Origin of the sequence: Streptomyces sp. NPDC046909, assembly GCF_040644695.1 — a bacterium.
GTDB lineage: Bacteria > Actinomycetota > Actinomycetes > Streptomycetales > Streptomycetaceae > Streptomyces.
On record NZ_JBEYXC010000003.1, the window covers coordinates 508,839 to 532,049 of the forward strand.

The 23,211-nt window shown below is 69.8% G+C and carries 21 protein-coding genes; 10 read left to right on the top strand and 11 right to left on the bottom strand.

All coding sequences use genetic code 11. The features are described 5' to 3' along the window. The first annotated feature begins 24 nt into the window (after positions 1-24). Both ABZ928_RS11095 and ABZ928_RS11100 read left to right on the top strand, forming a co-directional pair. A complete protein-coding gene (locus tag ABZ928_RS11095) occupies positions 25-273 on the top strand; it encodes a type II toxin-antitoxin system VapB family antitoxin (protein WP_361516969.1) in 249 nt (82 codons plus the stop codon). A gap of 2 nt (positions 274-275) precedes the next feature. Then, the gene (locus tag ABZ928_RS11100) at positions 276-701 is read left to right on the top strand and encodes a VapC toxin family PIN domain ribonuclease (RefSeq protein WP_361516971.1); all 426 of its coding nucleotides are present in this window, start codon (positions 276-278) and stop codon (positions 699-701) included. Positions 702-724: 23 nt separating this feature from the next. On the opposite strand, the gene ABZ928_RS11105 is transcribed toward ABZ928_RS11100, so the two are convergent. Further along, positions 725-2,077, bottom strand: coding sequence for a polysaccharide lyase family 1 protein (locus ABZ928_RS11105; protein WP_361516972.1), 1,353 nt, complete (start codon positions 2,075-2,077; stop codon positions 725-727). 149 nt (positions 2,078-2,226) lie between these two features. Between ABZ928_RS11105 and ABZ928_RS11110 the strand changes: the two genes are divergently transcribed. Both ABZ928_RS11110 and ABZ928_RS11115 read left to right on the top strand, forming a co-directional pair. Continuing rightward, the gene (locus ABZ928_RS11110; protein WP_361516974.1) at positions 2,227-2,691 is read left to right on the top strand and encodes a hypothetical protein; all 465 of its coding nucleotides are present in this window, start codon (positions 2,227-2,229) and stop codon (positions 2,689-2,691) included. Between the two features lie 128 nt (positions 2,692-2,819). Further along, on the top strand, positions 2,820-3,185 hold the full coding sequence (locus ABZ928_RS11115) for a PH domain-containing protein (protein ID WP_361516976.1): 366 nt from the start codon (positions 2,820-2,822) through the stop codon (positions 3,183-3,185). Between the two features lie 27 nt (positions 3,186-3,212). On the opposite strand, the gene ABZ928_RS11120 is transcribed toward ABZ928_RS11115, so the two are convergent. From ABZ928_RS11120 to ABZ928_RS11130, 3 genes are read right to left on the bottom strand one after another with little or no spacing between them, the layout of a single operon-like run. Beyond that, the gene (locus ABZ928_RS11120; RefSeq protein ID WP_361516978.1) at positions 3,213-5,003 is read right to left on the bottom strand and encodes a carbohydrate-binding domain-containing protein; all 1,791 of its coding nucleotides are present in this window, start codon (positions 5,001-5,003) and stop codon (positions 3,213-3,215) included. Continuing rightward, positions 5,000-5,782 (bottom strand): VTC domain-containing protein, encoded by a 783-nt coding sequence (locus ABZ928_RS11125; protein WP_361516979.1) that lies wholly within the window; start codon positions 5,780-5,782, stop codon positions 5,000-5,002. Before ABZ928_RS11125 ends, ABZ928_RS11120 begins: the two co-directional genes overlap by 4 nt. Further along, the gene (locus ABZ928_RS11130; protein WP_361516981.1) at positions 5,779-6,390 is read right to left on the bottom strand and encodes a DUF4956 domain-containing protein; all 612 of its coding nucleotides are present in this window, start codon (positions 6,388-6,390) and stop codon (positions 5,779-5,781) included. The genes ABZ928_RS11125 and ABZ928_RS11130 overlap by 4 nt, the downstream gene beginning before the upstream one ends. 127 nt (positions 6,391-6,517) lie before the next feature. Between ABZ928_RS11130 and ABZ928_RS11135 the strand changes: the two genes are divergently transcribed. Continuing rightward, positions 6,518-9,718, top strand: a complete 3,201-nt coding sequence (locus tag ABZ928_RS11135) for a VCBS repeat-containing protein (protein ID WP_361516982.1) — start codon at positions 6,518-6,520, stop codon at positions 9,716-9,718. Between the two features lie 16 nt (positions 9,719-9,734). On the opposite strand, the gene ABZ928_RS11140 is transcribed toward ABZ928_RS11135, so the two are convergent. After that, the gene (locus ABZ928_RS11140) at positions 9,735-10,355 is read right to left on the bottom strand and encodes a hypothetical protein (RefSeq protein ID WP_361516984.1); all 621 of its coding nucleotides are present in this window, start codon (positions 10,353-10,355) and stop codon (positions 9,735-9,737) included. Positions 10,356-10,563: 208 nt separating this feature from the next. Here ABZ928_RS11140 and ABZ928_RS11145 point away from each other — a divergent pair, with 208 nt between their 5' ends. Then, positions 10,564-11,580, top strand: a complete 1,017-nt coding sequence (locus ABZ928_RS11145; RefSeq protein WP_361516986.1) for a helix-turn-helix transcriptional regulator — start codon at positions 10,564-10,566, stop codon at positions 11,578-11,580. 35 nt (positions 11,581-11,615) lie between these two features. On the opposite strand, the gene ABZ928_RS11150 is transcribed toward ABZ928_RS11145, so the two are convergent. Further along, entirely contained in the window at positions 11,616-12,119 is a 504-nt protein-coding gene (locus tag ABZ928_RS11150) for a rhodanese-like domain-containing protein (protein ID WP_361516988.1), read from the bottom strand. A 218-nt stretch (positions 12,120-12,337) separates the two neighbouring features. On the opposite strand from ABZ928_RS11150, the gene ABZ928_RS11155 reads away from it, so the two are divergent. Continuing rightward, complete coding sequence (locus ABZ928_RS11155) at positions 12,338-14,101, top strand: hypothetical protein (RefSeq protein ID WP_361516990.1); 1,764 nt, start codon at positions 12,338-12,340, stop codon at positions 14,099-14,101. Positions 14,102-14,178: 77 nt separating this feature from the next. On the opposite strand, the gene ABZ928_RS11160 is transcribed toward ABZ928_RS11155, so the two are convergent. From ABZ928_RS11160 to aspS, 3 genes are all read right to left on the bottom strand, one after another. Next, positions 14,179-15,129 (bottom strand): intradiol ring-cleavage dioxygenase, encoded by a 951-nt coding sequence (locus tag ABZ928_RS11160; protein WP_361516991.1) that lies wholly within the window; start codon positions 15,127-15,129, stop codon positions 14,179-14,181. A 163-nt stretch (positions 15,130-15,292) separates the two neighbouring features. Further along, positions 15,293-16,222, bottom strand: a complete 930-nt coding sequence (locus ABZ928_RS11165) for an intradiol ring-cleavage dioxygenase (RefSeq protein ID WP_361516993.1) — start codon at positions 16,220-16,222, stop codon at positions 15,293-15,295. Positions 16,223-16,374: 152 nt separating this feature from the next. Continuing rightward, entirely contained in the window at positions 16,375-18,138 is a 1,764-nt protein-coding gene (gene aspS, locus ABZ928_RS11170; RefSeq protein ID WP_361516994.1) for an aspartate--tRNA ligase, read from the bottom strand. Positions 18,139-18,321: 183 nt separating this feature from the next. On the opposite strand from aspS, the gene ABZ928_RS11175 reads away from it, so the two are divergent. Continuing rightward, on the top strand, positions 18,322-20,460 hold the full coding sequence (locus ABZ928_RS11175; protein ID WP_361516996.1) for a SpoIIE family protein phosphatase: 2,139 nt from the start codon (positions 18,322-18,324) through the stop codon (positions 20,458-20,460). Here the strand turns inward: ABZ928_RS11175 and ABZ928_RS11180 are convergent. After that, positions 20,427-21,476 (bottom strand): AI-2E family transporter, encoded by a 1,050-nt coding sequence (locus tag ABZ928_RS11180; protein WP_361516997.1) that lies wholly within the window; start codon positions 21,474-21,476, stop codon positions 20,427-20,429. The genes ABZ928_RS11175 and ABZ928_RS11180 overlap by 34 nt on opposite strands. Before the next feature lie 316 nt (positions 21,477-21,792). Then, positions 21,793-21,993 (bottom strand): hypothetical protein, encoded by a 201-nt coding sequence (locus tag ABZ928_RS11185; RefSeq protein WP_361517646.1) that lies wholly within the window; start codon positions 21,991-21,993, stop codon positions 21,793-21,795. Positions 21,994-22,112: 119 nt separating this feature from the next. Here ABZ928_RS11185 and ABZ928_RS11190 point away from each other — a divergent pair, with 119 nt between their 5' ends. Both ABZ928_RS11190 and ABZ928_RS11195 read left to right on the top strand, forming a co-directional pair. Further along, positions 22,113-22,961 (top strand): helix-turn-helix transcriptional regulator, encoded by an 849-nt coding sequence (locus tag ABZ928_RS11190; RefSeq protein WP_361516998.1) that lies wholly within the window; start codon positions 22,113-22,115, stop codon positions 22,959-22,961. Then, on the top strand, positions 22,939-23,145 hold the full coding sequence (locus ABZ928_RS11195) for a DUF397 domain-containing protein (protein WP_361517000.1): 207 nt from the start codon (positions 22,939-22,941) through the stop codon (positions 23,143-23,145). Before ABZ928_RS11190 ends, ABZ928_RS11195 begins: the two co-directional genes overlap by 23 nt. The last annotated feature ends 66 nt before the right edge of the window (positions 23,146-23,211 follow it).

The window sequence follows — 23,211 nt, forward strand, 5'->3', positions numbered from 1 at the left end:
AAGCACATGCTAGGGAGGTGTCCCATGTCTGCCACTCAGATCGACATCGACGACGACGCCCTCGCGGAGGCGATGAGGCTGTCCAACGCCAGGACCAAGAAGGAGATGGTCAACCTGGCACTTCGGGAGTACGCCGAGCGTCGTCGGCGTACCGAGGCCCGGCTGCGCCATCTGGAACGGGCCCAGCAGTGGGACGACGCCGGGTTCTGGGCTCGGCACGAAGCGGAAAAGGGCCATCTGAGCGGCGACCGCGCGGACAAGGACATCGCCTGACCGTGATCCGCTACCTTGCCGAATCCACCGCCGTCTGGCGGCTTCAGCGCGACCGGAAGCTCAACGACCTCTGGGCCCATGAGATCGACGAAGGCGCGATCGGGTCATGCGCGGCACAGCGGACGGAGTTCCTGCAGTCGGCTCGCGGCCTCGACGAGTTCGACCACATGACGCAGATGTTCGCCGACCTGTACCCGGACGTCCCGGTCCCCAAGGGGGCCTGGCGTTGGATCGAGGCAGCCCAGTACCGGCTCGCCCAGCGCGGACAGCACCAGAGTCTGTCCACGGTGGACTGGCTGGTCTGTGCCACAGCCGCGCACCACGGCCTCGTCGTTCTCCACGACGAGGCCGACTTCCGGGCCGCCGCCCTCGTACTCACCGATGTGGTGGAGCGGAATGTGTTCGCAGCGGTGGCCCGGGGTCAGTAGTCCCCGAGCCCCCTCCACATGCCTTACTTCAGGACGCCCGCCCCCGCCGAACTCCCCAGCGACGTCGGCAGGTTCTTCACCGCCGACCCCGACTCCAGGCCCGCCGTGAGCGTCGGTGTCCAGTTCACCGTCGTCTTCAGGTCCTTCGACGACGCGGCGTTGTACGCGGCGACCAGGTCCGTCACCGTGCCGTTCACCAGGTTGCCGGAGGCCTTCACCGAACCCGTGCCGTCGCCGCTGAGCAGCTTCGCCACCTTGACGCTCGACGGGACCTTCCAGTAGTTGTTCTCCGCCACCACCTGGGCTTTGGCACGGGAGTTGATGCTGTACTGCACCGCGTAGCCGTTGAGCGGCGTCACGTCGTAGTAGTTGTTGTAGATGTGGACCTGGCCGACCCGGGAGAGCGGGGCGCGCTGGATGATGCCCTTGTAGACGTTGTGGTGGATCGAGACGCGCAGCTTGCCCGCGGGCTCGCTGTCGCTGCTGCCGATGAGGGTCGTCTTGTCGTGGTTGGAGAAGACGTTCCTCTCCACCGTCACCAGGTCCGAGCTCTTCGTGATGTCGAGCGCCCCGTCGTGGATCTGGTACTCGCGGCCGTAGTACTTGGGGTTCGCCGAGTCGAGGTGCGGGGCGTCCGTGAACGTGTTGTGGTCCGCCCAGACGTGCGTCGCGCCGCGCAGGGTCACGGAGTCGTAGTTCGAGTTCCAGTTGCCGTCGTCGCCGTCCGTGGGGTCCCACTGCGGGAAGCAGTCCTCGGTGGCGGAGAAGGCGAGGTTGCGGACGATGACGTTGTCGACGTTCTGGATCTGGAGCATGCCGCCCGTGATGCCCGCCCCCGAACCCGGGACGCCGACGATCGACGTGTTCGCGGGGACCTTGAAGACGATGTTCTTCGCCTGCTTGGCCGCCGCGGCGGCGCGGGCCTTCTCCTGGGTACCGGAGGGGAGCTTGGAACGGCCGTACGTCGACGGGTCGTAGGCCTTCAGGTACGACGACAGCGCGTAGCCCGTGCCCGACGCGTAGTCCGCGCACGTCAGCTTCTTGCCCGCGTCGTCCGTGTTGGCGTCGATCGTGCCCTTGATCTTGATGATCCGGGGCGTCGTGTCGGACGCCGAACCCAGCGCCTTCACCAGCTGGGCGCGGGTGGAGACCGTGAAGGTGTGTGCCGAATCCGCCTTCGTGCCGCCGGTCGTGCCCGCACCCGAGGACGCCCAGCCGTCCTTGGCCGCGAGGGTCGCGTGGTACAGGTCTACGGTCCCGGCGTTCGCGTTCAGCACGACGACGCCCGCGCCGACACCGGCCGCCACCACGGCGGCGGAGACGACGAGGGTACGGCGCTTGCGGAGGGACCGGCGGTGGGTGGGAGCAGCGGCCACGGAGGAGTCCTTACGTACTCAGGGGGGTAGTTGCATCACCTCTGTCGTCGTGGAGATCCAAAAGGTTGCCGTAAAAATTTCGGCTGATCGGTGTTCAACTGGTGGATGGGGGGCGGAACTTGCCAGAGAAGATACGTATGGTTTGCGCCATGGCAGTACCTGGGATCATCCCGATCGCCTACGAGCCGCACGGCCGTACCGAGGCCATCGGGCTTTATGCGGAAGGGCAGTTCCTGGGGTCGGTCGCCTACGGCTTCCCCAAGGGGTTCCAGCTGGACAACGGCTGGGAGCAGCGCAAGCGGCTCTACTCGGTCCTGCACACCTTCGACGCGGAGGGCAACCACCGCGACTCCGAGATCTGGTGCGCCGGCACCTGGGCCGAGCAGCAGCGCGACGGCGCCGTGGTGGGACGGGCACGGGCCCATCTGGCGACCCTGTTGCGGAGCCTCCCGCGGCGCACCTACACCGACATAGCCGTACGCCCCTTCCAACTCACCGTGGACGGCGTCCTGTTCGGTCTGGTGACCGGCGAGGACGAGGGCGAGCCCTGGGCCGAGCTGCATCCGGACAATCTGGGCTTCGGGCCGCCCTGGGACGGGAGTTACGACACATGACGCACACGGGATCAACGCGGGTTCGCCACCAGTTCATCATTTGATCTAGGCAGACACCCCCACAAAGCGCTATACAGGCCCGAAGATCACTGAAGATCACCAGTGGTCACGAGTGGGGGGTTTCATCCATGGCACTTTTCGGCAACGCGCACACCATCGACCCGGGCCAGGCGGCCTCGGACTTCGCCAAGCTGCTCGGCTCCGGTGAGGGGGTGCAGGCGGCGTACCAGCTGGTGCGCGACGTCATCATGTTCACGGACCGTCGGCTGATCCTGGTCGACAAGCAGGGCATCACCGGCAAGAAGGTCGAGTACCACTCGATCCCGTACCGCAGCATCACGCACTTCGCGGTGGAGACCGCCGGCACCTTCGACCTCGACGCCGAGCTGAAGATCTGGGTCTCCGGCAACTCCGTGCCGATCCAGAAGACCTTCACCAAGGGCGTCGACATCTACGAGGTGCAGGCGATCCTCACCCAGTACGTGGCCCGCTAGGCCTGTCCGGCGGATCACGCCCTAGCACTACCTGCGCGGGCCGCCCCCGAAGCCTCCTTCGGGGGCGTCGCCCGCCGTGACCGTGGCGATCTCGTCGGCCCCGTCGAGATCGCCCGCCGCGTACATGCCGCCGGTGTCCGTCCCCGACGCCGTGCCTCCGGAGAAGATCCGGTACTTCTCCCCGCTCTTGATCCCCGACGCCGAGTAGACGACGTTCTGGATCGCCTTCGAGGTGACGTACGACGCCACCACCTCGCCGTCGGAGTCGACGACATGCAGGGTCGTCCCCGCCGCGACCGTCGAGTCGAGGGTCGCCGACAGCCAGCCCTGACCGGACTCCTCGTCCGGCGCGACCGCCATCCCCGCGCTGCCCGCCGCGAGCAGCACCCCGCCGCTCACGGTGAAGCTGCCGTTGACGTCGAGCGCCCCGTTGCCGCCCATCTCCGGGCCGTTGACGACGAGGGTGCCGCCGGTGATCTCGGCGGTGCCGTTGGAGTCGAAGCCGTCGCCGTCCGAGTCGATGACGAGGGTGCCGCCGGTGACCTTGAGGGTGTAGTCCCCGACGGACTCGCCACCCCCACCGCCGCCACCCGCACCACCACCGGGACCGCCACCACCCCCGGGTCCGCCGCCCCCGCCCTCCTGCTGATCCGAACTCGCCGTGGATCCGGACGCGTTGACCCCGTCGTCCCCCGAGGTCACCTTCGTGGAGCCCCCGGACACGGTGATGTCCTTGCCCTCAAGCCCCTCGTTCGACCGGGTCACCTCCACCGCCCCACCACTGACGACCAGATCACCCTCGGCGTGCACCCCGTCGTCCCCCGCCGCCACCGTCACCTTCGCCCCGCCCAGATGCACGGCCGCGTCACTGTGCACCCCGTCGGCGGAGGCGTCGACGTCCACGGTCCCCTTCTCCAGGACAGTGATGACACCGGACTTGAGGGCGTGCGCCGAGGAGTCGTCGGTCGCCTTCGCGGTGACGTCGAGCGTGCCCCCGGTGACCACGAGGTCGGTGGCCACGTCGACGCCGTCCCCCGCCGCGGTCACCTTCACGGTCCCGGCGGAGAGGGCGAGGTAACCGGCGTCCGTGTCCTCGGAGTTGTCCGCCTTGAGTCCGTCGCCGCCCGCGGTCACCGTCACGGAACCGCCCTTCACCACGAGGTAGTCCTTGCCGCGTACGCCGTCGTCGGCCGCGTCGACCACGACCGTGCCGGACACGATCACCAGGCCGTCCTTGCTGGCGATGCCGTCGTTGCCGTTGCCGCGCACGGTGAGCTTGCCGCCGCCCCCGATCGTCAGGTCCCCGGCGCTGAAGAGGGCGGCGTCAGCCTCCGCGTCCTCGGCATAGGAGTCGGCGTCGGACAGCGAGTTCGAGCTCCCGTCGGCGAGCACGACCACCAGCTCCTCCACCGAGGTCGCCGCGATCGCCGCCCCGGAAGAACTGGCGATGTCGACGCCGTCGAGGATCAACGTCACGGTCTGACCAGGCGCGTTGACGACGACCTGCCCGTCGGACAGCTTGCCGCTGAGCCGGTACGCCCCGCCCTCGGTGAGGTTGACGGTCTTCCCGTCGAGCTGGACGTCCTCGGCACCCTCGACATCGAACTCCCCGTCATGCGCCTTCTTGTTGGCGGCGAGCACGGCGGCGGCGTCCTGCGCACCGTCGACGGAGGGCCCCGAACTCGCCGACGAGGACGACGAGGAAGAGCCGTCGGCCTCCCCCTCCGACCCGTCGGACGAGCACCCGGCCAGCGCCGCCGCCCCCAGCACCGCCGAGGCGACGGCACCCACGGCCCTCGTACGCAGACGTCTGCTCATGCGGGACTCCCATCGAGCGCGGTCGGAAAATGCCGGCGCAGCACCGGCAGCCAACGGTTGGCGGGCAGTTCGGGACGGAGTGCGGCGAGCCCGGTGCCGTACTTGGACACCGGGCAGGGCCGGTGCCGCAGCGACCACAGCAGCCGGTCGGCACCCGAACCGGCGCGGCCCGCCTTGGTCTCGACGACGGCCCGGTCGGGGGCGTGGAGCTCGCCGGTGCCGTCGGGGAGGGACCAGGTCAGGCCGGTGTCGACGGTGAGGCGGCTGTCGGAGGCCGGGAGGTAGAGGGTGGTGCGGCGGTACGTCGTGGTCAGGGCCGGGTGGAAGGGGAGATGCCGTACGTCGATGCCGGCGCCGGCGAGCACGGTGTCGGCGTAGGCGCGGGCGGCGGGGGAGAGGCGGTGCGGGTCGCCGTCGTACGGCATGCGGTGCTTGACGGTGATGCCGCGCGGGCCGCGGGTCTTGACCTCGACGAAGCGTGCGCCGGAGTCCAGGTAGGTGCGGATCCGGAGCTTGAAACGGCGGCGGCGCTGCCGGGCGGCGCCGCGGTAGGCGTCCAGGCCCGGAGTGTCGTAATAGAGGGAGGAATACCCGAACTGCCGCTCGCCGTCGATCTCCAGGGCCCGCACCTCCTCGTCGAGTCCGCCGAGCAGCAGGGGCAGATCGGCGGGCGGGAGGACGTACTTGCGGTCGAGTCGGGTGAGCAGGGGCGGGAGTTCGTCGAGGCCGACGGGGCGGAGCAGGCCCACCGCCGTGTCGAGGGAGGCCGGGGCGGTCATGCCCGGACTCCGTCGTCGGCGGGGGTGCCGGCCTCCTGGGGGACGGGGGTGCCGGAGACGATGTAGCGGACCTCGACCTGGGTGGTGTCGTTGACGAGGTCCACGCTGCGGACCGTCAGGTTCACGACCTTGCCGCCGAGCAGCATCTCCAGATACGTACGCAGGGCGTCGTCGTCGGTGTAGGCGGTGTCGAGGCGCAGGCTGCGCTGGCGGTGGCGGGGGAAGAGGCGGGGGTGGTCGCCGACGTACATCACGGCGACGATCAGGACCGTCATCGCCGAGGTCAGCGGGTTCGCCTCGGTCGGCAGACCGCCGAGGAGGCCGATGGCGAGGGCGGAGAAGTAGTAGGCGATCTCGTGCTGCGAGATCTCGTACGACCGCAGCCGGATGATCGACAGCACACCGAACAGGCCCATCCCCAGGCCGATTCCGACGCTCGCCGAACTGAGCGTCATCGCCACCGCCAGCACGCCGACGTTGACGCCGAGGAACGCGGCGACCAGGTCGCGGCGGTGGTGGCGCGGGAAGTACACGCCGAAGACGAGCACCGCTACGGCGACGAGGTCCGAGGCGACAAGAACCAGCTGGTGAACGGCTGTTGACGTCATGGGAGAACGTTCGGGGAACAGACTGTGCGCCCGCTGTGAGACGGGTTAAGCGACTTTAAGAACTCTTGGTAATATCCGGCCACTTGTGCGAGGGCAGGGGGCCCTCGTGGCGGGAGGGACAACTTACGTGGGCAGACACGCCCTGAGACGGGGCGGTCTCGCCGCCGCCGCCTCCTCACTCGCGGTCGCCGTCGCGGCCGTGTCCGTCGTGGTTCTGGCGGAGGGGAGCGACTCCGCGGAGGCTGCCACAGCCGCCTCGACGACCGAGATCGTCCTGGACGACCCCAACACCGACCTGCGGCGCGTCGACCGGCTGCTCGCGGCGGGCGAGACCGGCTTCCTGCACCGGCAGGCCGGCGTCACGGGCCTGCTCTGGACCGACTACGACGACGGCGGCACCGTCACCGTCAAGGGGCCGTCCGGCGTCTACTCGCCGACCACCAGCAGTTGCTACGGCATCGAGACCCGCTGCGCCTCGGGCGTCTTCGGCCAGTCCACCGACACGGTGGCGCTGCCGAACACGACCGACGGCGGCGACCCGGTGTCGCTGTGGCGCCCGGACGGCAGTGCCCTGCGCACCCTCGACCTGCGCCAGTCGGCCGACCGCGTGGGCACCTACGGCGAGACGACCGTCACCGTCGAGTTCAACGGCATCGTCGACGCCGGGCAGCTGGACGGCCATGTGCTGCACCTCGTCGATCTCGTCGACGGCGAGCAGCGCGACCGGGTCGTCACCGGGTATCCGGCCGACGTGTTCTGGGAGTGGAACAACGCGCGCACCGGTGACGAGAACGGCGCTCTGCTGACGTATCCGGAGGCCGACGAGAACGGCGACTTCACCCGGTACACCATCGGTTACCTCGACTTCGCCGACGCGCGGCTCACCCCGGTCTTCACCGGTCTGTCCGACGAGACCGTGCCGGAGCCCGTCCTCACCGCCGACCGCGTCGGCTGGTACACCCAGGCCGCCGGTCTGCACCTCAAGCCGCGCGGCGACCTCACGGCCGAGGAGACCGTCCCGGTGCCCGGCGAGGAGGTCACGGTCAGCCCCCTGCCCGTCCTCGTCGGCGACTGGCTGGTCCTGGTCAACTCCCCCGGGGTCAAGGCCGTCTCCCTGACCGACGGAACGAAGAAAACCCTGGTGGCCGGCTCGTACGGCTCACCGCTGGCCACCCCCGACGGCGGCGCCCTCGTCACCGGCGGCACCACGTCGGCCGACTGGTGGGTGCAGCGCGTGAGCCTCGGCTCCGACGGCGCCCCGCGGCTGACGAAGCTGACCAAGGTCGCCCCGTACGAGAACACCAAGACCGGTCTCGCCCTCAGCCGCGGCAGCCTGCGCGTCGCCGAGGACAGCAAGTCCAGCACCTCGGACACGACGTCGTTCCGCACGCTCACCACGAACGGCAGCACCGAGCTGACCGCGTCCGCCGCCACGGAGGGCGACTCGGTCGGCACCGTCTGCCCGTACGCGAACACGACCTGCTCGGCGCTGTGGGGCAACTACGGAACGGCCCCCGAGGACGTGTACATGAACACGTTCTACGACGACGGCGCGGACGGCAGCGGACTGGAGCACACGGACCAGCTGGTCGCCATCGGCGACGAGTGGTCCAGCCAGAAGCTGAGCTTCGGCACCGAGGGCGGCGCGATCGTCGACGTCTCCGACAACTACGCGGTGTACAACTCCGGCGGCTCGGCCCCGGCGCAGTACGTCGGCGAGTTCGGCTACAGCCAACTGCTGAAGCGCTCGGTCCGCGCGGCGGCCCTCAACGGCTCGACGCTCTGGAGCGCCACGTCGACCGCGGGCCGCCTCACCGCGTACGACCTGGTCACCAAGAAGACCACCGCCACGGTGGACGTCCCGGGGCTCGGCTGTGTGCCGAGCGAGCTGCAGGCGGCGGGGCGCTGGGTGTACTGGTCCTGCGGCACCTCGGCGGGCGTGTACGACACCAAGGCCGCCGCGTCGGTCGCCGTGCAGCCCGGTGACGTCCTCCTCGGCGACGGCTTCACGGTCCGCCACGACCACGACGCCGACCGGCTGGTCCTCACCGACGCCTCCGACGGCACCACCCGCGTGATCGCCTCGGGCCTGCCCGACTCGGGTCTCGCCGTGGACCGCCGCTTCCGGTGGACGGTCGACGAGTACACGGGCCTGGTCGCCTGGTTCGACAAGCTGGAGCAGACGCACGTCGCCACGACCGGGGTCACTCCGTCGGCGCCGACGGTCTTCCGCACGGAGGCCGCCGACAGCTATGCGGAGCCGGGCTCCTCGACGGCCTGGACCGGCCAGTGGACCGTGTCCCGCCCGCTCACCTCCTGGTCGCTGACCTTCACCTCGGTCCAGAGCGGCGCGACCGGCAAGGCGACCCGCACGATCACCGGCGGTGCCACCCCGGCCCAGGTGCACGCGAACTGGAACGGCAAGACGTCGAGCGGAGGCTACTTCCCCAACGGCGAGTTCAAGTGGACCCTGCGGGGGACCGGCCTGGGCACCACGGCACCGGTCACGGTGGCGTCCGGCGAGGGCTTCCTGGCCCGCGGCGCCGCGGTACGCCACGACCACATCAGCATCGACGGCCCCGACGGCCGCGGCGACCTGCTCACCCTGAACTCCTCCGGCGGCCTGACCTTCCACCAGGGCACGGGCACCGGCAAGTTCAGCGAGAAGTTCACCGGCACCGGCTGGGCGACGACCGTCAAGGCGATCCCCATCGGCGACCTGAGCGGCGACCGCTGCAACGACGTCCTGGTCCGCTACACCTCCGGCGCCCTGCGCCTGTACAAGCCCGGCTGCGACAGCACGGTCAAGCCGTCGACGTCGTACACGACCCTCGGCACCGGCGGCTGGACCCAGTACGACGTCCTGACCGCCCCGGGCGACGTGTCCGGCGACGGCCGCCCGGACCTGATCGCCCGCAACTCCTCCACGGGCACGGTCTACCTCTACAAGGGCACCAGCACCGGCAAGCTGTCGTCCCGCGTGAAGCTCTACGACAACTGGAAGGGCTACAAGAAGATCATCGGCGCCGGAGACCTCAACGGCGACGGGATCGGGGACCTGCTGGCCCAGGACAAGTCCAACGTCCTGTACCGCTACGACGGCAAGGGCGACGGCACCTTCAAGGCCCGCGTGAAGCTGTTCTCGGCGTGGGGCGGCTCGTACAACGTCGTCGTCGGCGTCGGGGACATCACCGACGACGGCAAGGCGGACATCGTGTCGCGCGACACCAGCGGGAACCTGTACCGCAACAGCGGTGACGGGAAGGGGTCGTTCGGGGGGCGCGTGAAGATCGCCACGGGCTTCGGAAGCTACAAGTCCCTTTCCTAGGAAGGGAGTTCCCCCCTCAGGCCGCCGCCAGCGCCGGGTTCCACCAGGGCGAGCTGTACCAGCCGCCCGGAACCCGGCGCCCGTCGACCACACCGCCCGCGTAGTAGTACGGCGTCACCCCGCCCCGCCAGCGGTTGGACACGGTGTACGTCCGGTCCGCCACGATGACCCGGCCGTCCCGGGCGGTGACGGCGGGCGTACCGAGGGCGGGCAGCGCCGGCCCCGGATCGAGCCCGAGGACGACACGGGCGCCGCGCACGTAGTACAGCCCCTCGACGGCGACCGCCTCGGCACTCCCGTACCGCCCTCCGGCGAGCTCCCCCTTCGCGGCCCGATACCGCTCGGTCGCGTCGGCGAGCGCCAGCACGGCCGCCCCGTCCCCGGCCGCGTCGATCCCGGCCAGCCCCGCCCCGAGCCGCTCGACCCACCGCTCGGCCTCGGTACGGGGGCCGGGGACGAGGGCGGGCGGGACGGCGGGGGTGAGGGCGGGTGGGGCGACGGGGGCAGCGACAGCCACGGGGGCTGGCTGAGCTGCGGACTCCAGTACAGGCTCCCGACGCCCGCCCTGCCGCCGCTGTGCGACGACGGCAACGGCCGCTCCGACGATCAGCAACAGTGCGAGTACGACGTAACCCATCGCTTCCTCCAGCGCTTGCGGTGTCCCATCACCCATCAGAACCCCGGCCGCTGTGGGGAGCCGTCGAGGTGTCTGTACGGATCCTGTGAGGTGGCCATGGCCTCTCCTGACCCGCGTGTCCGCCGATCGGACAGGCTTGTCGTGGGCGCGGTCCTGACGGCACAATCCCCCCGCATGCCGTGAACGTGAACGGATCCGGGGGGATCGGGTGCTGGTTTCTCTGGGGCTGACCGAGCGGGCCGACCGTCTGTACCGGGTGCTGCTGAAGCGGCCGGGGCTGACCGTCCTCGGTGCCGCCGCAGAACTGGCCGCCGAACTGGGCGCCGAGCTGGGCGGCCGCATCGAGGACGACATCCGCGAGGAGCTCCAGGAACTGACCCGGCTCTCGCTGCTGGCGCCCACCTGGCAGACCGACGGCCGGCTCCGCGTGGTCGACCCCAAGGCCGCGCTCGACTCCCTGCTCGCCCATGAGCAGGCCGAGATCGCCCGACGGCAGCACGCGCTCGCCGAGAGCCAGGCCGCCGCCGACGCGCTGCTGTCGCAGTACGCCGCGCTCCAGCCGGACCCGTCCGACCACCAGCAGGGCACGGAACGGCTCCTCGGTGTCGAGGCCGTACGCGCCAAGCTCACCGAACTGACCGCCGAGGCCCGCACGGAGACCGTCAGCTTCAACCCCGGCGGCCCGCAGCCCGCGGCCCAGTTCCGGGCCAGCGAGCCGATCACTCTCCCGGCGCTCGACCGCGGGGTCAGCGTCAAGGGCGTCTACCTGGACTCCATCCGCAACGACACGGTCAGCACGGACCACGCCCGCTGGCTGACCGAGCGGGGCGGCGAACTGCGGACCGTCCCCGCGCTGCCCATGCGGATGGTGGTCATCGACAGGGAGCTCGCCCTCGTGCCGATCGATCCCGCCGACAGCTCCCTCGGCGCGGTCCTGCTGCGCGAACCCGGTGCGGTGGCGGCGTTCTGCGCCCTGTTCGACGCGGTGTGGGCGACCGCCGCCCCCTTCGGCGAACCACCCCGCCGCAGCCTCGACGACCCCGGCTCCCAGCCCCGCGAACTCCTCCGCCTCCTCGCCCAGGGCTACACCGACGAGGCCGCCGCCCGCCGCCTCGGCATCTCCCTGCGCAGCGAACGCCGCCTCATCTCGGAACTGATGGAGAAGCTGGACGCGCAGAGCCGGTTCCAGCTGGGGCAACGGGCCGTGGAACACGGGCTGTTGTAGGACCCGCACGAGTCGCGTGGCCGCCTTCCGGGGGCTCAGCAGGCGCAGGAGATCCCGCTGACCGGAGCCGTCAACGGGTCGATCGCCTGGCGGCGCAGCCCGTCCGTGTCCTCGACCTCGAAGCCCTCCCGGGACCAGTACTCGAAGCCGCCCAGCATCTCCTTGACCCGGTACCCGAGCTCAGCGAAGGCGTACGCGGCCCGGGTCGCCCCGTTGCAGCCGGGCCCCCAGCAGTAGGTGACGACGACACTGCCCGCGGGCACCACCTCGGCCGCCCGCTCGGCGATCTGATCGGTCGGCAGATGCACGGCACCCGGGATGTGCCCCTGCTCCCAGGACTCCGTACTGCGCGTGTCGATCAGCACGAACCCCTTCTCGCCCCCACCGAGGTCCGCGTGCACATCGGACACGTCCGCCTCGAACGCGAGCCGGCCACGGAAGTGGGCGAGCGCCTCGGCGGGGTCGGCGGGCCGGACGCGCAGCACCTTCGAGGTCGTGGTGGTGGTCATCTTCTTCTCCTCCTGGAATATGCGGGACATGCGGAACATGCGGGACATGGGCGAAGGCGACGACCACGACTCTGCGCCAGGCGCTCCGGCGGGACAACGGATTCGGGGCGGCACAAGAGTGCCTGGCACTTTGGTGCCCGCCCGGCCCGCAATCCCCGCACGGCCCATTACGACAATCAGCTGATCATCGGCCCCGTCCGGGTGTGGCTCACGGCTCCCGGCGCGCGCGTCCACCCAACCTGTGCGATGTGATCAGACGACCGAGACCCCCGCACGTCATCGCCCTCGCGCTGGCCGCCTGGGCGCTGGTGTGGTTCGCGGTACCCGCGGGCGCCGGACCCGACGGGGCGTCACCTTCAGCCACCGCCTCGGCCTCAGCCACCGCCTCGGCCTCGGCCTCAGCCTCCGTGAGCCCGTCGGCTGAGAGTTCCGCGAGCCCTACGGCCGCTGCCACTGCGGCCGCCGCTGCCGCCGCCACCGCGACGCCGTCGGTCACCCCGACACCCAGCGCCTCGGCACCACCAACCGCCCCCGCGCCGGCAACGCCCGTCACGCGGGCCACCCCGCCCTCGCCCGCGCCCCGCGCGGCGGACGGCCTGCGCCTCACCCTCGCCGCCCGGGTCTGTGACGAATACACCGACATCATGGCCAACAACGCGAGGGACAACAATCAGCAGTCCCTGCGCGACCTGGGCAAGGACTCGGTGTACGCCGTCGGCGACCCCGTCGACGCGGCGATCGAGGAGGCCAACGACCCCGACTGCCGCCCCCTGACGGGCTGGAAGTTCACCCTGGGCCGGGGCATCAGCACCGAGGTCGACGGGCTGTCCACGGTCGTGCCCAGTGACTCCGGCGTCCAGCCCGTCACCGAGGCCTCGACCGCGCTCCTCGACGACCAGGGCGACGCGACCGGCGACACGATCGAGGGCGCCGTCACGGTCGTACTCGGCGCCACCGACTCGACCCTGGCGACCAACCGCCGCCTCCAGATCCAGGGCGGCACCCCCACCGACCCGCTCAACACGGCCGACTTCGGCGACACGTACGCCTTCGGGGCGCTGCGCTGCGCGGTCGACCACCAGCGCAACGACAACGTGGACCGGGCCGCGTACCCGACCGGGTACACCCACGTCTTCTGCTTCTACTACGCGGTGACTCCCAATCCCGGCGCCGGGACGATCGTCGTCCGCAAGGAGGTCCAGGACAGCACCGCCACCCAGTCGTTCGGTTTCAGCGGCAGCATCTCCTACACCGAGAGCGCGGACTTCACCCTCGACGTGACGGGCGGGGCCGCCGACGAACAGTCCTTCCGCCGCTCGGCGACCAAGGACAACGCCTACCCGGCCTGGTCGTTCACGGAGGACGTCCCGGACGGCTGGCATCTGGTGGACCTCGCGTGTGTGTCGGCCGATGGCACCAGCACCACGCGGACCTTCGTCACCGGCCGCAGCAGCGTGGACCTGGCCGCCGGGGACACCGTGACCTGCACCTACACCAACGCCGAGAACCAGAGCGGTAGTTCGGTCGGTCTGCTCGCGCTGCGCAAGCAGACCACCGGTGGCACGGGCGGACCGTTCGCCTTCACCGACGAGGACGGCCGCGACCTGGGCTCGGCGACCACCACGGCCGAGGACACTCCCGTCGCCGTGCGGTGGCGCGAGTTCACCCTCGGCGCCCACACCGTGACGGAAGAACTGCCGCCCGCGACGGCCGAGGGATCGTGGGAGTTCGTGCGCGCGGAATGCGACGGTACGGAGGCGACGGCGACCGAGACGGACGGCTCGGTGTCCTTCCCCGTGGAGATCACCGCGGGCGGCGTCGACTGCCTGGTCACCAACCGCTGGATCGCGGCACCGGACCCGACCCCCACACCGACCCCGACCCCGACACCCATGCCACCCCTGCCGGACACCGGCGGCGGACACGGGGCGACGGTACTGGGCCTGACCGCCCTCGTGCTCGTCGGTACGGGCGCCGCGACGCTGTCCGTGGCCCGGCGACGGGCAAGCTGACGCAGCCTCACATGCCAAAGGCCGCCCAGGACTTGAAGGTCCTGGGCGGCCTCACGCGATCACCGCGTCACACCGTGTCACAGCGTGGTGTTGTCGTTCTCCGCGTCCGGGTCGACGCCCATCGTGAGAGAACCGACAACACCCTTGGCGATGTGCTTCTTGTCGTACTTCAGCTTGAGGAGACCGCCCGTGGTGCCGGACTGGTCGTAGATGGTGTCCTCGGTGAGCGTCGTACGGGTGGTCGTGCTGGTGGAGTACGGCTCGACCTCGGCGGAGGCCAGCACGGACTCCTCGGAGAAGAAGAACTGGCCGGTGTGGCAGGTGTTGCCGCCCTCGTAACCGGCGTCCGTCCACTCGCCGTTGACGTGCACCTTGGTGTGGATGTGCACACAGCGGCCCTGGTACCAGCCCGGGAAGATGGTCTTGAAGGTGACCTTGCCGTGCTTGTCGGTCCGCCAGGTGCCGCGCAGGTAGCGCTCGTCGTCGGTGGGCTCCTGGTGGATCGAGCCACCCGTACCGCCGGAGGGGGCGCCGGACGGCGGCTCACCCGTGGGGGTGCCGGACGGAGTGGCACCGTCGCTCGGCGCGTCCGAGGGGACACCTCCGCCGCCACCGGAGGACATGGCCTCGTAACCCGAGTAGATGCCGAGCGCGTCGCAGTGCCAGATGTCCACGGCCGCGTTGCGGATCGGCTTGCAGGTCTCGGAGTCGATCACCTTGAGGTGCAGGACGAGCGGGATGCCCTCCTTGTCCTCGGTGATGTCCCGGCGCAGCTTGTCGGCGTCGATGTAGTACGGACCCTCGGTGGTCTCCGAGGTGAGCCTGTAGCAGGCCTCGGCGGAGGAACTGCTGCTCGCGGAAGCAGAGGCGGAGGCGGCGGTACCGCTCTTCTCGCCCGCGAAGGCGCCCGTGGCGAGGGCGGCGCCTCCGCCCACGGCCACGGCGGCGCCCGCACCCGCCACGACGACCTTGCGGCGGGTCAGGTCGCGCTTGTGCTTCGGTTCGTTGTCCTGCTGGTTTCCCGTCATGGACAGGGAAGTTAGGTAAGAAGACTGTCAGGGGAGTGGGAAAGCACTGTGGCCTTCTCAAAGGAAGAAGATAGGGCAGCCTTGCCTGCCCTTCAGGCAAAGCTGCCCTTCACGCAAAGCTGCCCTTCACGCAAGGCCGCCCTTCACGCAAGGCCGCCCTTGATCAGTCCTGCCCGTCGTGGGTCGCCTCGGGGTCCACGCCGACCGTGATCGCCCCGCGCACGCCCCTGGCGATGTCGTCCTTGCGGTACTTCAGCTTCAGCAGCCCACCGGCCGTGCCGCTGCCGTCGTAGATCGTGTCCTCGTCGAGGGTGGTCCGCTCCGCCGCGTTGGAGGCATACGGCTCCACGGTCGTCGTCAGCAGCACCGACTCCTCGTCGAAGAAGAACTGCCCGGTGTGGCAGGTGTTGCCGCCCTCGTAACCCGCGTCCGTCCACTCGCCGTTGACATGCACCTTGACGTGGATGTGGACCGTACGGCCCCGGTACCAGCCCGGGAAGACCGTCTTGAAGGAGACGACCCCGTGCCGGTCCGTACGCCAGGTGCCCCGCAGATAACGGGTGTCGTCGGTGGGCTCCTGATGGCCGCCACCACCGCCCGGGGGAGGGCCGGTCGGGGTGTCCGTAGGCGTACCGGTCGGCGTACCGGTCGGTGTACCGGTAGGCGCGTCCGTGGGAGCGGGGCCCCCGCCCCCGCCCCCGTTGCCCATGCCCTCGTACCCGGAGTAGACGCCCACCGCGTCGCAGTGCCAGATGTCCACGGCGGCGTTGCGGACCGGTCGGCAGGTCTCGTTGTCGATCACCTTGATCCGAAGCAGGAACGGAATTCCCGGCTTGTCCTCGGTGACATCCCGGCGGATCTTGTCCGCGTCGATGTAGTACGGACCCTCGGTGGTCTCCGAGGTCAGGACATAGCAGTCCTCGCCCGCCGCCGGTTCCGGTCTCCTGGGCTCCCGGTCGAAGGCGTTCGACGCGTACGCCGCCGTACCGCCCAGCCCCACCGCGGCGACCGCCCCGGCGCTCACCGCGACCGCCTTGCGGCGCGTCAGCTGTGTCAACTGCCCTTTGTTGTCGGGTTCTTGACTGCCCGTCATGGTTTCTTGAGTTCCCGTCATGGCCAGGAACCGTAGGCGTGGCAAACCTGGCAGGAACATCGGAAAGAGCTGTGAATCAGGGGGCGCAAGCGAAAGGGCTCGAAACCGACGCCGGTTTCGAGCCCTTCGGGTCCGCTTGTGACGGAAGCCGGTTACTTCGGCTGCGGCTTGCGCACCGACAGGTGCAGCTCCTTCAGCCGCGCCTCCTCCAGCTCCGTCGGCGCGCCCATCATCAGGTCCTGGGCGTTGCCGTTGAGCGGGAAGGCGATGGTCTCGCGGATGTTGGGCTCGTCGGCCAGCAGCATCACGATGCGGTCGACGCCCGGGGCGATCCCGCCGTGCGGCGGGGCGCCGAAGCGGAACGCGCGCAGCATGCCCGCGAACTTCTCCTCGACGGTCTCCCGGTCGTACCCGGCGATCTCGAAGGCCTTCAGCATGATCTCGGGCTCGTGGTTCCGGATCGCGCCGGAGGACAGCTCGACGCCGTTGCAGACGATGTCGTACTGCCAGCCCAGGATGTCCAGCGGGTCCTGGGTCTCCAGGGCCTCAAGACCGCCCTGCGGCATCGAGAACGGGTTGTGCGAGAAGTCGATCGCGCCGGTGTCCTCGTCCTTCTCGTACATCGGGAAGTCGACGATCCAGCAGAACCGGAAGACGTTCTCCTCGAAGTGCCCGGCACGCTTGGCGGCCTCGACCCGCACCGCGCCCATGATCTTCGAGACCTCGTCGAACTCGCCCGCGCCGAAGAACACGGCGTGCCCGGCGGCCAGCGAGAGCCGCTTGGTGAGCTCGGCGACATTGTCCTCGGTGAGGAACTTGGCGATCGGGCCGGTGAGCGACCCGTCCTCGGCGACCCGCACCCAGGCCAGGCCCTTCGCGCCCAGCGTGACGGCGAAGTCGCCGAGCTGGTCGAAGAACTTACGGGGCTGGGCGGCGACATCCGGCACGGCCAGCGCACGCACGTGCTTGCCGGCGAAGGCCTTGAACTCGCTCGCCTCGAAGACATCGGTGATGTCGACGAGCTCCAGCTGGGCCCGCAGGTCCGGCTTGTCGGAGCCGTACTTCAGCATCGCCTCACGGAACGGGATCCGCGGGAACGGCGAGGTCACATGACGGCCGTTGCCGAACTCCTCGAACAGCTCGGTCATGAGCTTCTCGATCGGCTGGAAGACGTCCTCCTGCTCGACGAAGCTCATCTCGACGTCGAGCTGGTAGAACTCGCCCGGCGAACGGTCCGCGCGCGCGTCCTCGTCACGGAAACAGGGCGCGATCTGGAAGTACCGGTCGAAGCCCGAGATCATCAGCAGCTGCTTGAACTGCTGCGGCGCCTGGGGGAGGGCGTAGAACTTGCCCGGGTTCAGGCGCGAGGGCACGACGAAGTCACGCGCGCCCTCGGGAGAGGTGGCCGACAGGATCGGCGTAGCCATTTCATTGAACCCGAGGGCCACCATCTTGGAGCGGATCGAGGCGATGACCGACGACCGCAGCATGATGTTCTTGTGCATGCGCTCGCGGCGCAGGTCGAGGAAGCGGTACTCCAGGCGCCGCTCCTCGTTGACCCCGTCCTCGGTGTTGATCGTGAACGGCAGCGGGGCGGCCGCGCCGAGCAGCTCGACCTCGGAGACCTCGACCTCGACCTCACCGGTGGGCAGGTCCGAGTTCACGTTGTCGGTTCCACGTGAAACAACGCGCCCGTCGACCCGAACCGTCGACTCCTTGGAGACCTTGTCCAGAGCCTCGTAGGCCTCCGTGCCCGGCCGGGCGACGAGCTGCGTGATGCCGTAGTGATCGCGCAGATCGATGAAGAGGATGCCGCCCAGGTCGCGCCGATTGTGCAGCCAGCCACTCAGCCGGACGTCGGTGCCGACGTCAGAGGCGCGGAGCTCGCCGCAGGTGTGGGACCTGTACCGATGCATCGTCGTTCATCGTCCTTACATCTTGGGCTGTGCCGAGGGTCACTCCCCGACAAGGAACGGGCCATGGTGCCCGGACCTCCCAAGGGTACCGGCCGCCCCAAGATCGGCTCCCCACCATTAATACCGGCCGAACTCATCGGACATCGGTGGCGGCTGTCGATCAGCTGTTCATACAGTGGTCCAATGCGCACTGGCGAGCCCCTGCCCGCCGTGGGGGAGGTCCTCGCCGCCCTCGCGACCGGCGTATGGCACTGGGACACCGCCGCCGGGCTGGTCACCATCGACGCGGAGACCTCCCGGCTCCTCGGTCTGCCGGCCGAGCCCGCCACCCTGCCCCAGGCCCGCGCACGCGCCTGCTTCCACCCCGTCGACTGGAACGAGAACACCAGCATCATCCAGCTCTCCGTCGCCGAGGACACCCTCGGCGAGGTACGGCTGCGGGTCATGGACGAGCGCGGCGGGGTCCTCCGCGTCGTCCGCAGCCGCTTCCGGGCCATGTACGACCGCGAGGAACGCGTCTACGTCGTCACCGGAACCCTGCAAGAGGTCACCGAACCCTCCCCCGGCACCACGGCGGCCCGCAGCAGCGCCACCGTCACAGGCGACTGGCGCCGCTCCCGGGAGGCCTTCCTCCTGGACGCCGGCCGCGCCCTGGCGGAGGCCCGCTCCACCGCCGAGGTCCTCCGCGTCGCCGCCGGCCTGTCCATGCCCGGCTTCTCCCCGGACGGCCTCGCCGTCTTCGGTGCCGAGGGCGACCGCCTGAAGATCATCGGCCACCACGGCCAGCAGCCCGGCGACGAGGGCCCCTTCTCCCACATGCCCCTGGACACGGACTACCCGGCGGCCGAGGTGGTCAGAACCGGCCGCGCGGTCTACCTGTCCTCCCCCGAGCAGTACAAGGCCCGCTACCCGGTCACCTGGCCCCTCGCCGCCCACTTCGGCCGCCAGTCCTGGGCCTTCCTCCCCCTCACCGTGGCCGGCCGCACCATGGGCGCCTGGATGGCCGCCTTCACCTACCCGGTCGCCTTCACCCCCGACGAACGCTCGGTCCTCACCACCGTCGCCCGCATGCTGGCCCAGGCCCTCTCCCGCGCCGAGGCCGCCGAATCGGCCCGCGAGCTCACCGACGGCCTCCAGCGCTCCATGCTCCCCAAGCTGGGCCCCGAGATCCCCGGCATGCGCGTGGCCGCCCGCTACGTCCCCACCGGCGGCGGCCTCCAGGTCGGCGGCGACTGGTACGACATGATCCCCCTCCCCAGCGGCCGCCTGGCCCTGGTCATAGGCGACGTACAGGGCCACGACGTACGAGCGGCAGGCCTGATGGGCCAGCTCCGCATAGCGCTACGCGCCTACGCCTCCGAGGGCCACCGCCCGGACGCGGTCCTGTCCCGCGCCTCCCGCTTCCTCCACGGAATGACATACGACGACCAGGACCCCTCCGACCTGCGCTTCGCGACCTGCCTCTACGTCGAGGTCGACCCCGCCACCGGCGTCCTGGACATCGCCCGCGCCGGCCACCCCGAGCCCGCCATCCGCATGACCGACGGCACCGTCCTGATGCGCCGCACCGAGGGCGGCCTCCCCCTCGGCATCGACCCCGACGCCGACTACCCCACGACCCGCCTCACCCTGGAACCCGGCGAGACCATCATGGTCTGCACCGACGGCCTCCTGGAGACCGGCGGCCACGACCTGGAGACCGGCTGGCAGCGCGTGCGCTCGATCCTGGAGCAGGACAAGGACGACGACCTGGAGGAACTGGCGGACGCCCTCGTCCAGGCCGTCCACGGCCCCTCCTCCCACCACACCCGCGGCCCCCTCACCGACCGCCGCGAGGACGACATAGCCGTCCTGCTCCTGCACCGCGAGGGCGCAGGCTGCGCCTGCGGCGACCAGCCCCCCACGATCCCGACGATCCGCCGCACCATGCTCACGGTCGCCCAGGCCGAACCGGAACGCGTGGCCGTGGCACGCGAACAACTGCGCGAACTCCTCCACGACTGGACTTCCCCCGACCAGATCGACTCCGCAGTCCTGCTCCTCTCGGAGACACTCACAAACGTCCTGGTCCACACCGACGCCGACGCCCTCCTCCTCGCCGAGGTCCACGGCCCCCACACCGCCCGCCGCATCCGCGTAGAGGTCACCGACACCAGCGACGACCTCCCCCACAAACGCCGCCCCGGCGAACTGGCCTCCTCGGGCAGAGGCCTGATGCTGATCGAACTCCTGGCGGACGCCTGGGGCGTCGACCCACGCGGCGAGGGCAAGAGCATCTGGTTCGAGCTCTACGAGCCCTCGGCCGAGACCTCATCGCCGTAGCGTTCCCGCAGCTCATGTGCGATACCGAAGGCGGCGGCGGTAAGCGGCACGGCCAGCAGCATCCCAAGAACCCCGGCGACGGACGCCCCGGCGGTGATGGTGAGCATCACGACCGCCGGATGCATCTGCACGGTCCGGCTCTGGATCATCGGCTGCAACACATGCCCTTCGAGCACCTGCACGGCGAGCACGACACCGAGCGCCCACAGCGCGATCACGAACCCCTTGTCGGCGAGCGCGACCAGCACGGCGACGGCCCCGGAGATAAAGGCACCCAGGTAGGGGATATAGGCGCCGACGAAAACAAGGGCCCCGAGCCCGACGGCCCCGGGCACGTCGAGAATGAGCAACCCGACGGTGATGCACGTGGCGTCGATGAGGGCGATGAGCGTGGTCCCCCGCATGAACCCCTCGACGGCCTCGAACGCCCGCCGCCCGATGGCCTCGGCGAGGTCCTCGGAGGCACGCGGCACGAGCGACCGCAGAGCCCCGACGGCCCGATGCGAATCCCGCAGAAAAAAGAAGACGAGCAACAGAGCGAGCACAGCCATAGCCATGGCCTCGCCCACGACACTGACCCCACTGATCACCCCGGAGGCCGCGGTTCCCCCGAACTTGCTGAGCAGGTCCTTGGCATTGACGGCCAGATCCTCGACAGAGGTCCCAGCAGCCCCGAAATGCTCGGCAACCCCCTTCGCCGCGTCCTTCAACGAGGCGACGATCTGATCCCCGGTGTCGATCAACGCGGCGACCACGATATAAACGGCCCCGCCGACAACCCCGACCACGGCCACACAGGTCACCCCGGCCGCAACGGACCGATTGACCCTCGCCTTCACCATCCGCCGGTACAACGGCCCGAGCAACGCGGTCCCGAGCAACGCGAGCAGCACGGGCACGACAGCCGTCTTGAACTCCACACACAACCGGATCCCGACATAGACGACCCCGGCGACGAGCAGCGTCACGGCACACCAGGCGGCGAGGCGGCGGATGGGGTCGGGAAGCAGTCGCACACACCCAGCGGATCACGCGCCCAGGGGATTGTCCTGCGCGGTCGGCCGATCAGGTGACGGGATGTCAGCCATCGCCGGTCTCACGGCCTCCACCAGGCACGCCAGGGCCGCACGATGACCTCCCGATAGCTGTGGTGCGACGGATTCCGCCCGCCGTGCGCCAGCACCCACTCCTGCGGCACCCCGAAGTCCACGCTGGACTCCGAACGCTCACCTCACACCGCGCACTCCATCGCGTACGTGACCGGTTCGGCGTCCGGCTCCCGGTCCGGCTCCAGCGTCCAGCGCACCTGCCGTACGACGGCACGCGGCACGCTCACTTCCCCCACCTCCCGTTGGCGACGGCCACCTTGGCGCTCAGCACCTCGCCGGGCTCCGGCTCCCGGAGCCGGTCCGGGGGCACATCCCACTCGACCCCGCCCCGAGGAGGCCGCAACTGCACATACGGCCCTTCGCTCCCCATGACCACACCGACCCGCCCGTCACGGGTGTCGACCATCAACGCCCCGGTGTCCATACCCGCCGCCTCCCACCTGCTCGATCTCACTGTTCGTATCCACAGAGTGACGATGCGCGGCTACCGTGGACAGAGTGATCGGCTCTACAACGCGACCGTCAAGAAGGGGCGTTGAACGGATGACAGGGCGGACCGGACACCAGGAACCACTCAGCAACGAGCAGCGGTACGGCGACGAGTTGCGCCGCAGGAGAGAGGCCGCCGGTCTCACCCAGGCCGAACTGGCCGAGCGAATCGTGTGCTCACCGTCCCTGATCGCCCACTACGAGGCGGGCCGCCGCACCCCCTCGCACGCGGACGCCCAGCGCCTGGACCAGGTCCTGGGCACGGACGGCTTCTTCACCCGCTGGCGCAAGACCCTCACCAAGGCCCGTTTCGCCGAGCACTTCCAGGAGGCGGCGGAACAGGAGCAACTGGCGGTGTTCATCGAGGAGTACGCGGTTTCGCTGGTGCCGGGGCTTTTGCAGACCGAGGGGTATGCGCGGGCCGTGCTCAAGGTGGGCAAGCCCAACTACACGACCGCCGACCTTGACAAGAAGGTTGTCAACCGGCTTGAGCGCGCCCGCATCCTGGAGACTCCTGACAGCCCGACGGTGTGGGTGATCCTGCACGAAACGGTCATTCGCACGGTGGTCGGCGGCCCCGCTGTCATGTCCGAACAGCTCCGACACATCACGGAGTTGGGGCGCACCGGCCGGATCATGGTCCAGGTGGTCCCGTTCAGCGTGGGGGCCCATCCGACCTTGAGCAGCATGCTCAGCTTGATGCGGTTCACCGACGCACCTGACATGGCGTATGTAGAGGCGCTGCACACCGGTTCGCTGACCGACGATCCGTCACTGGTCCGCCGTTACCGCGACGCATACGATCTGACCAGGGCCGCCGCGCTGCCGCCGGAGGCGTCCCTGGATCTGATCGAGTCGGTGGCGGAGGACTACGGCAACCATGAGCGCCCACCACATCCCTGACGCGTCGGCCCTCACCGCCTGGCGCAAGTCCAGCCACAGCGGCAGCGACAACGGCAGCTGCGTGGAGGTCGCCGACGGCCACCCGGACCTCACCCCCGTCCGCGACAGCAAGAACCCCACCGGCCCGGCGCTGCTTTTCGGCCCGACGGCCTGGTCCGCGTTCGTCACCGGCGTGAAGCGCTGATCACCGCTTCGGATGAACATCCATTACCTGTAAGCGAGTTGCACCTCCGTTGTCTCTAGGTTCCGA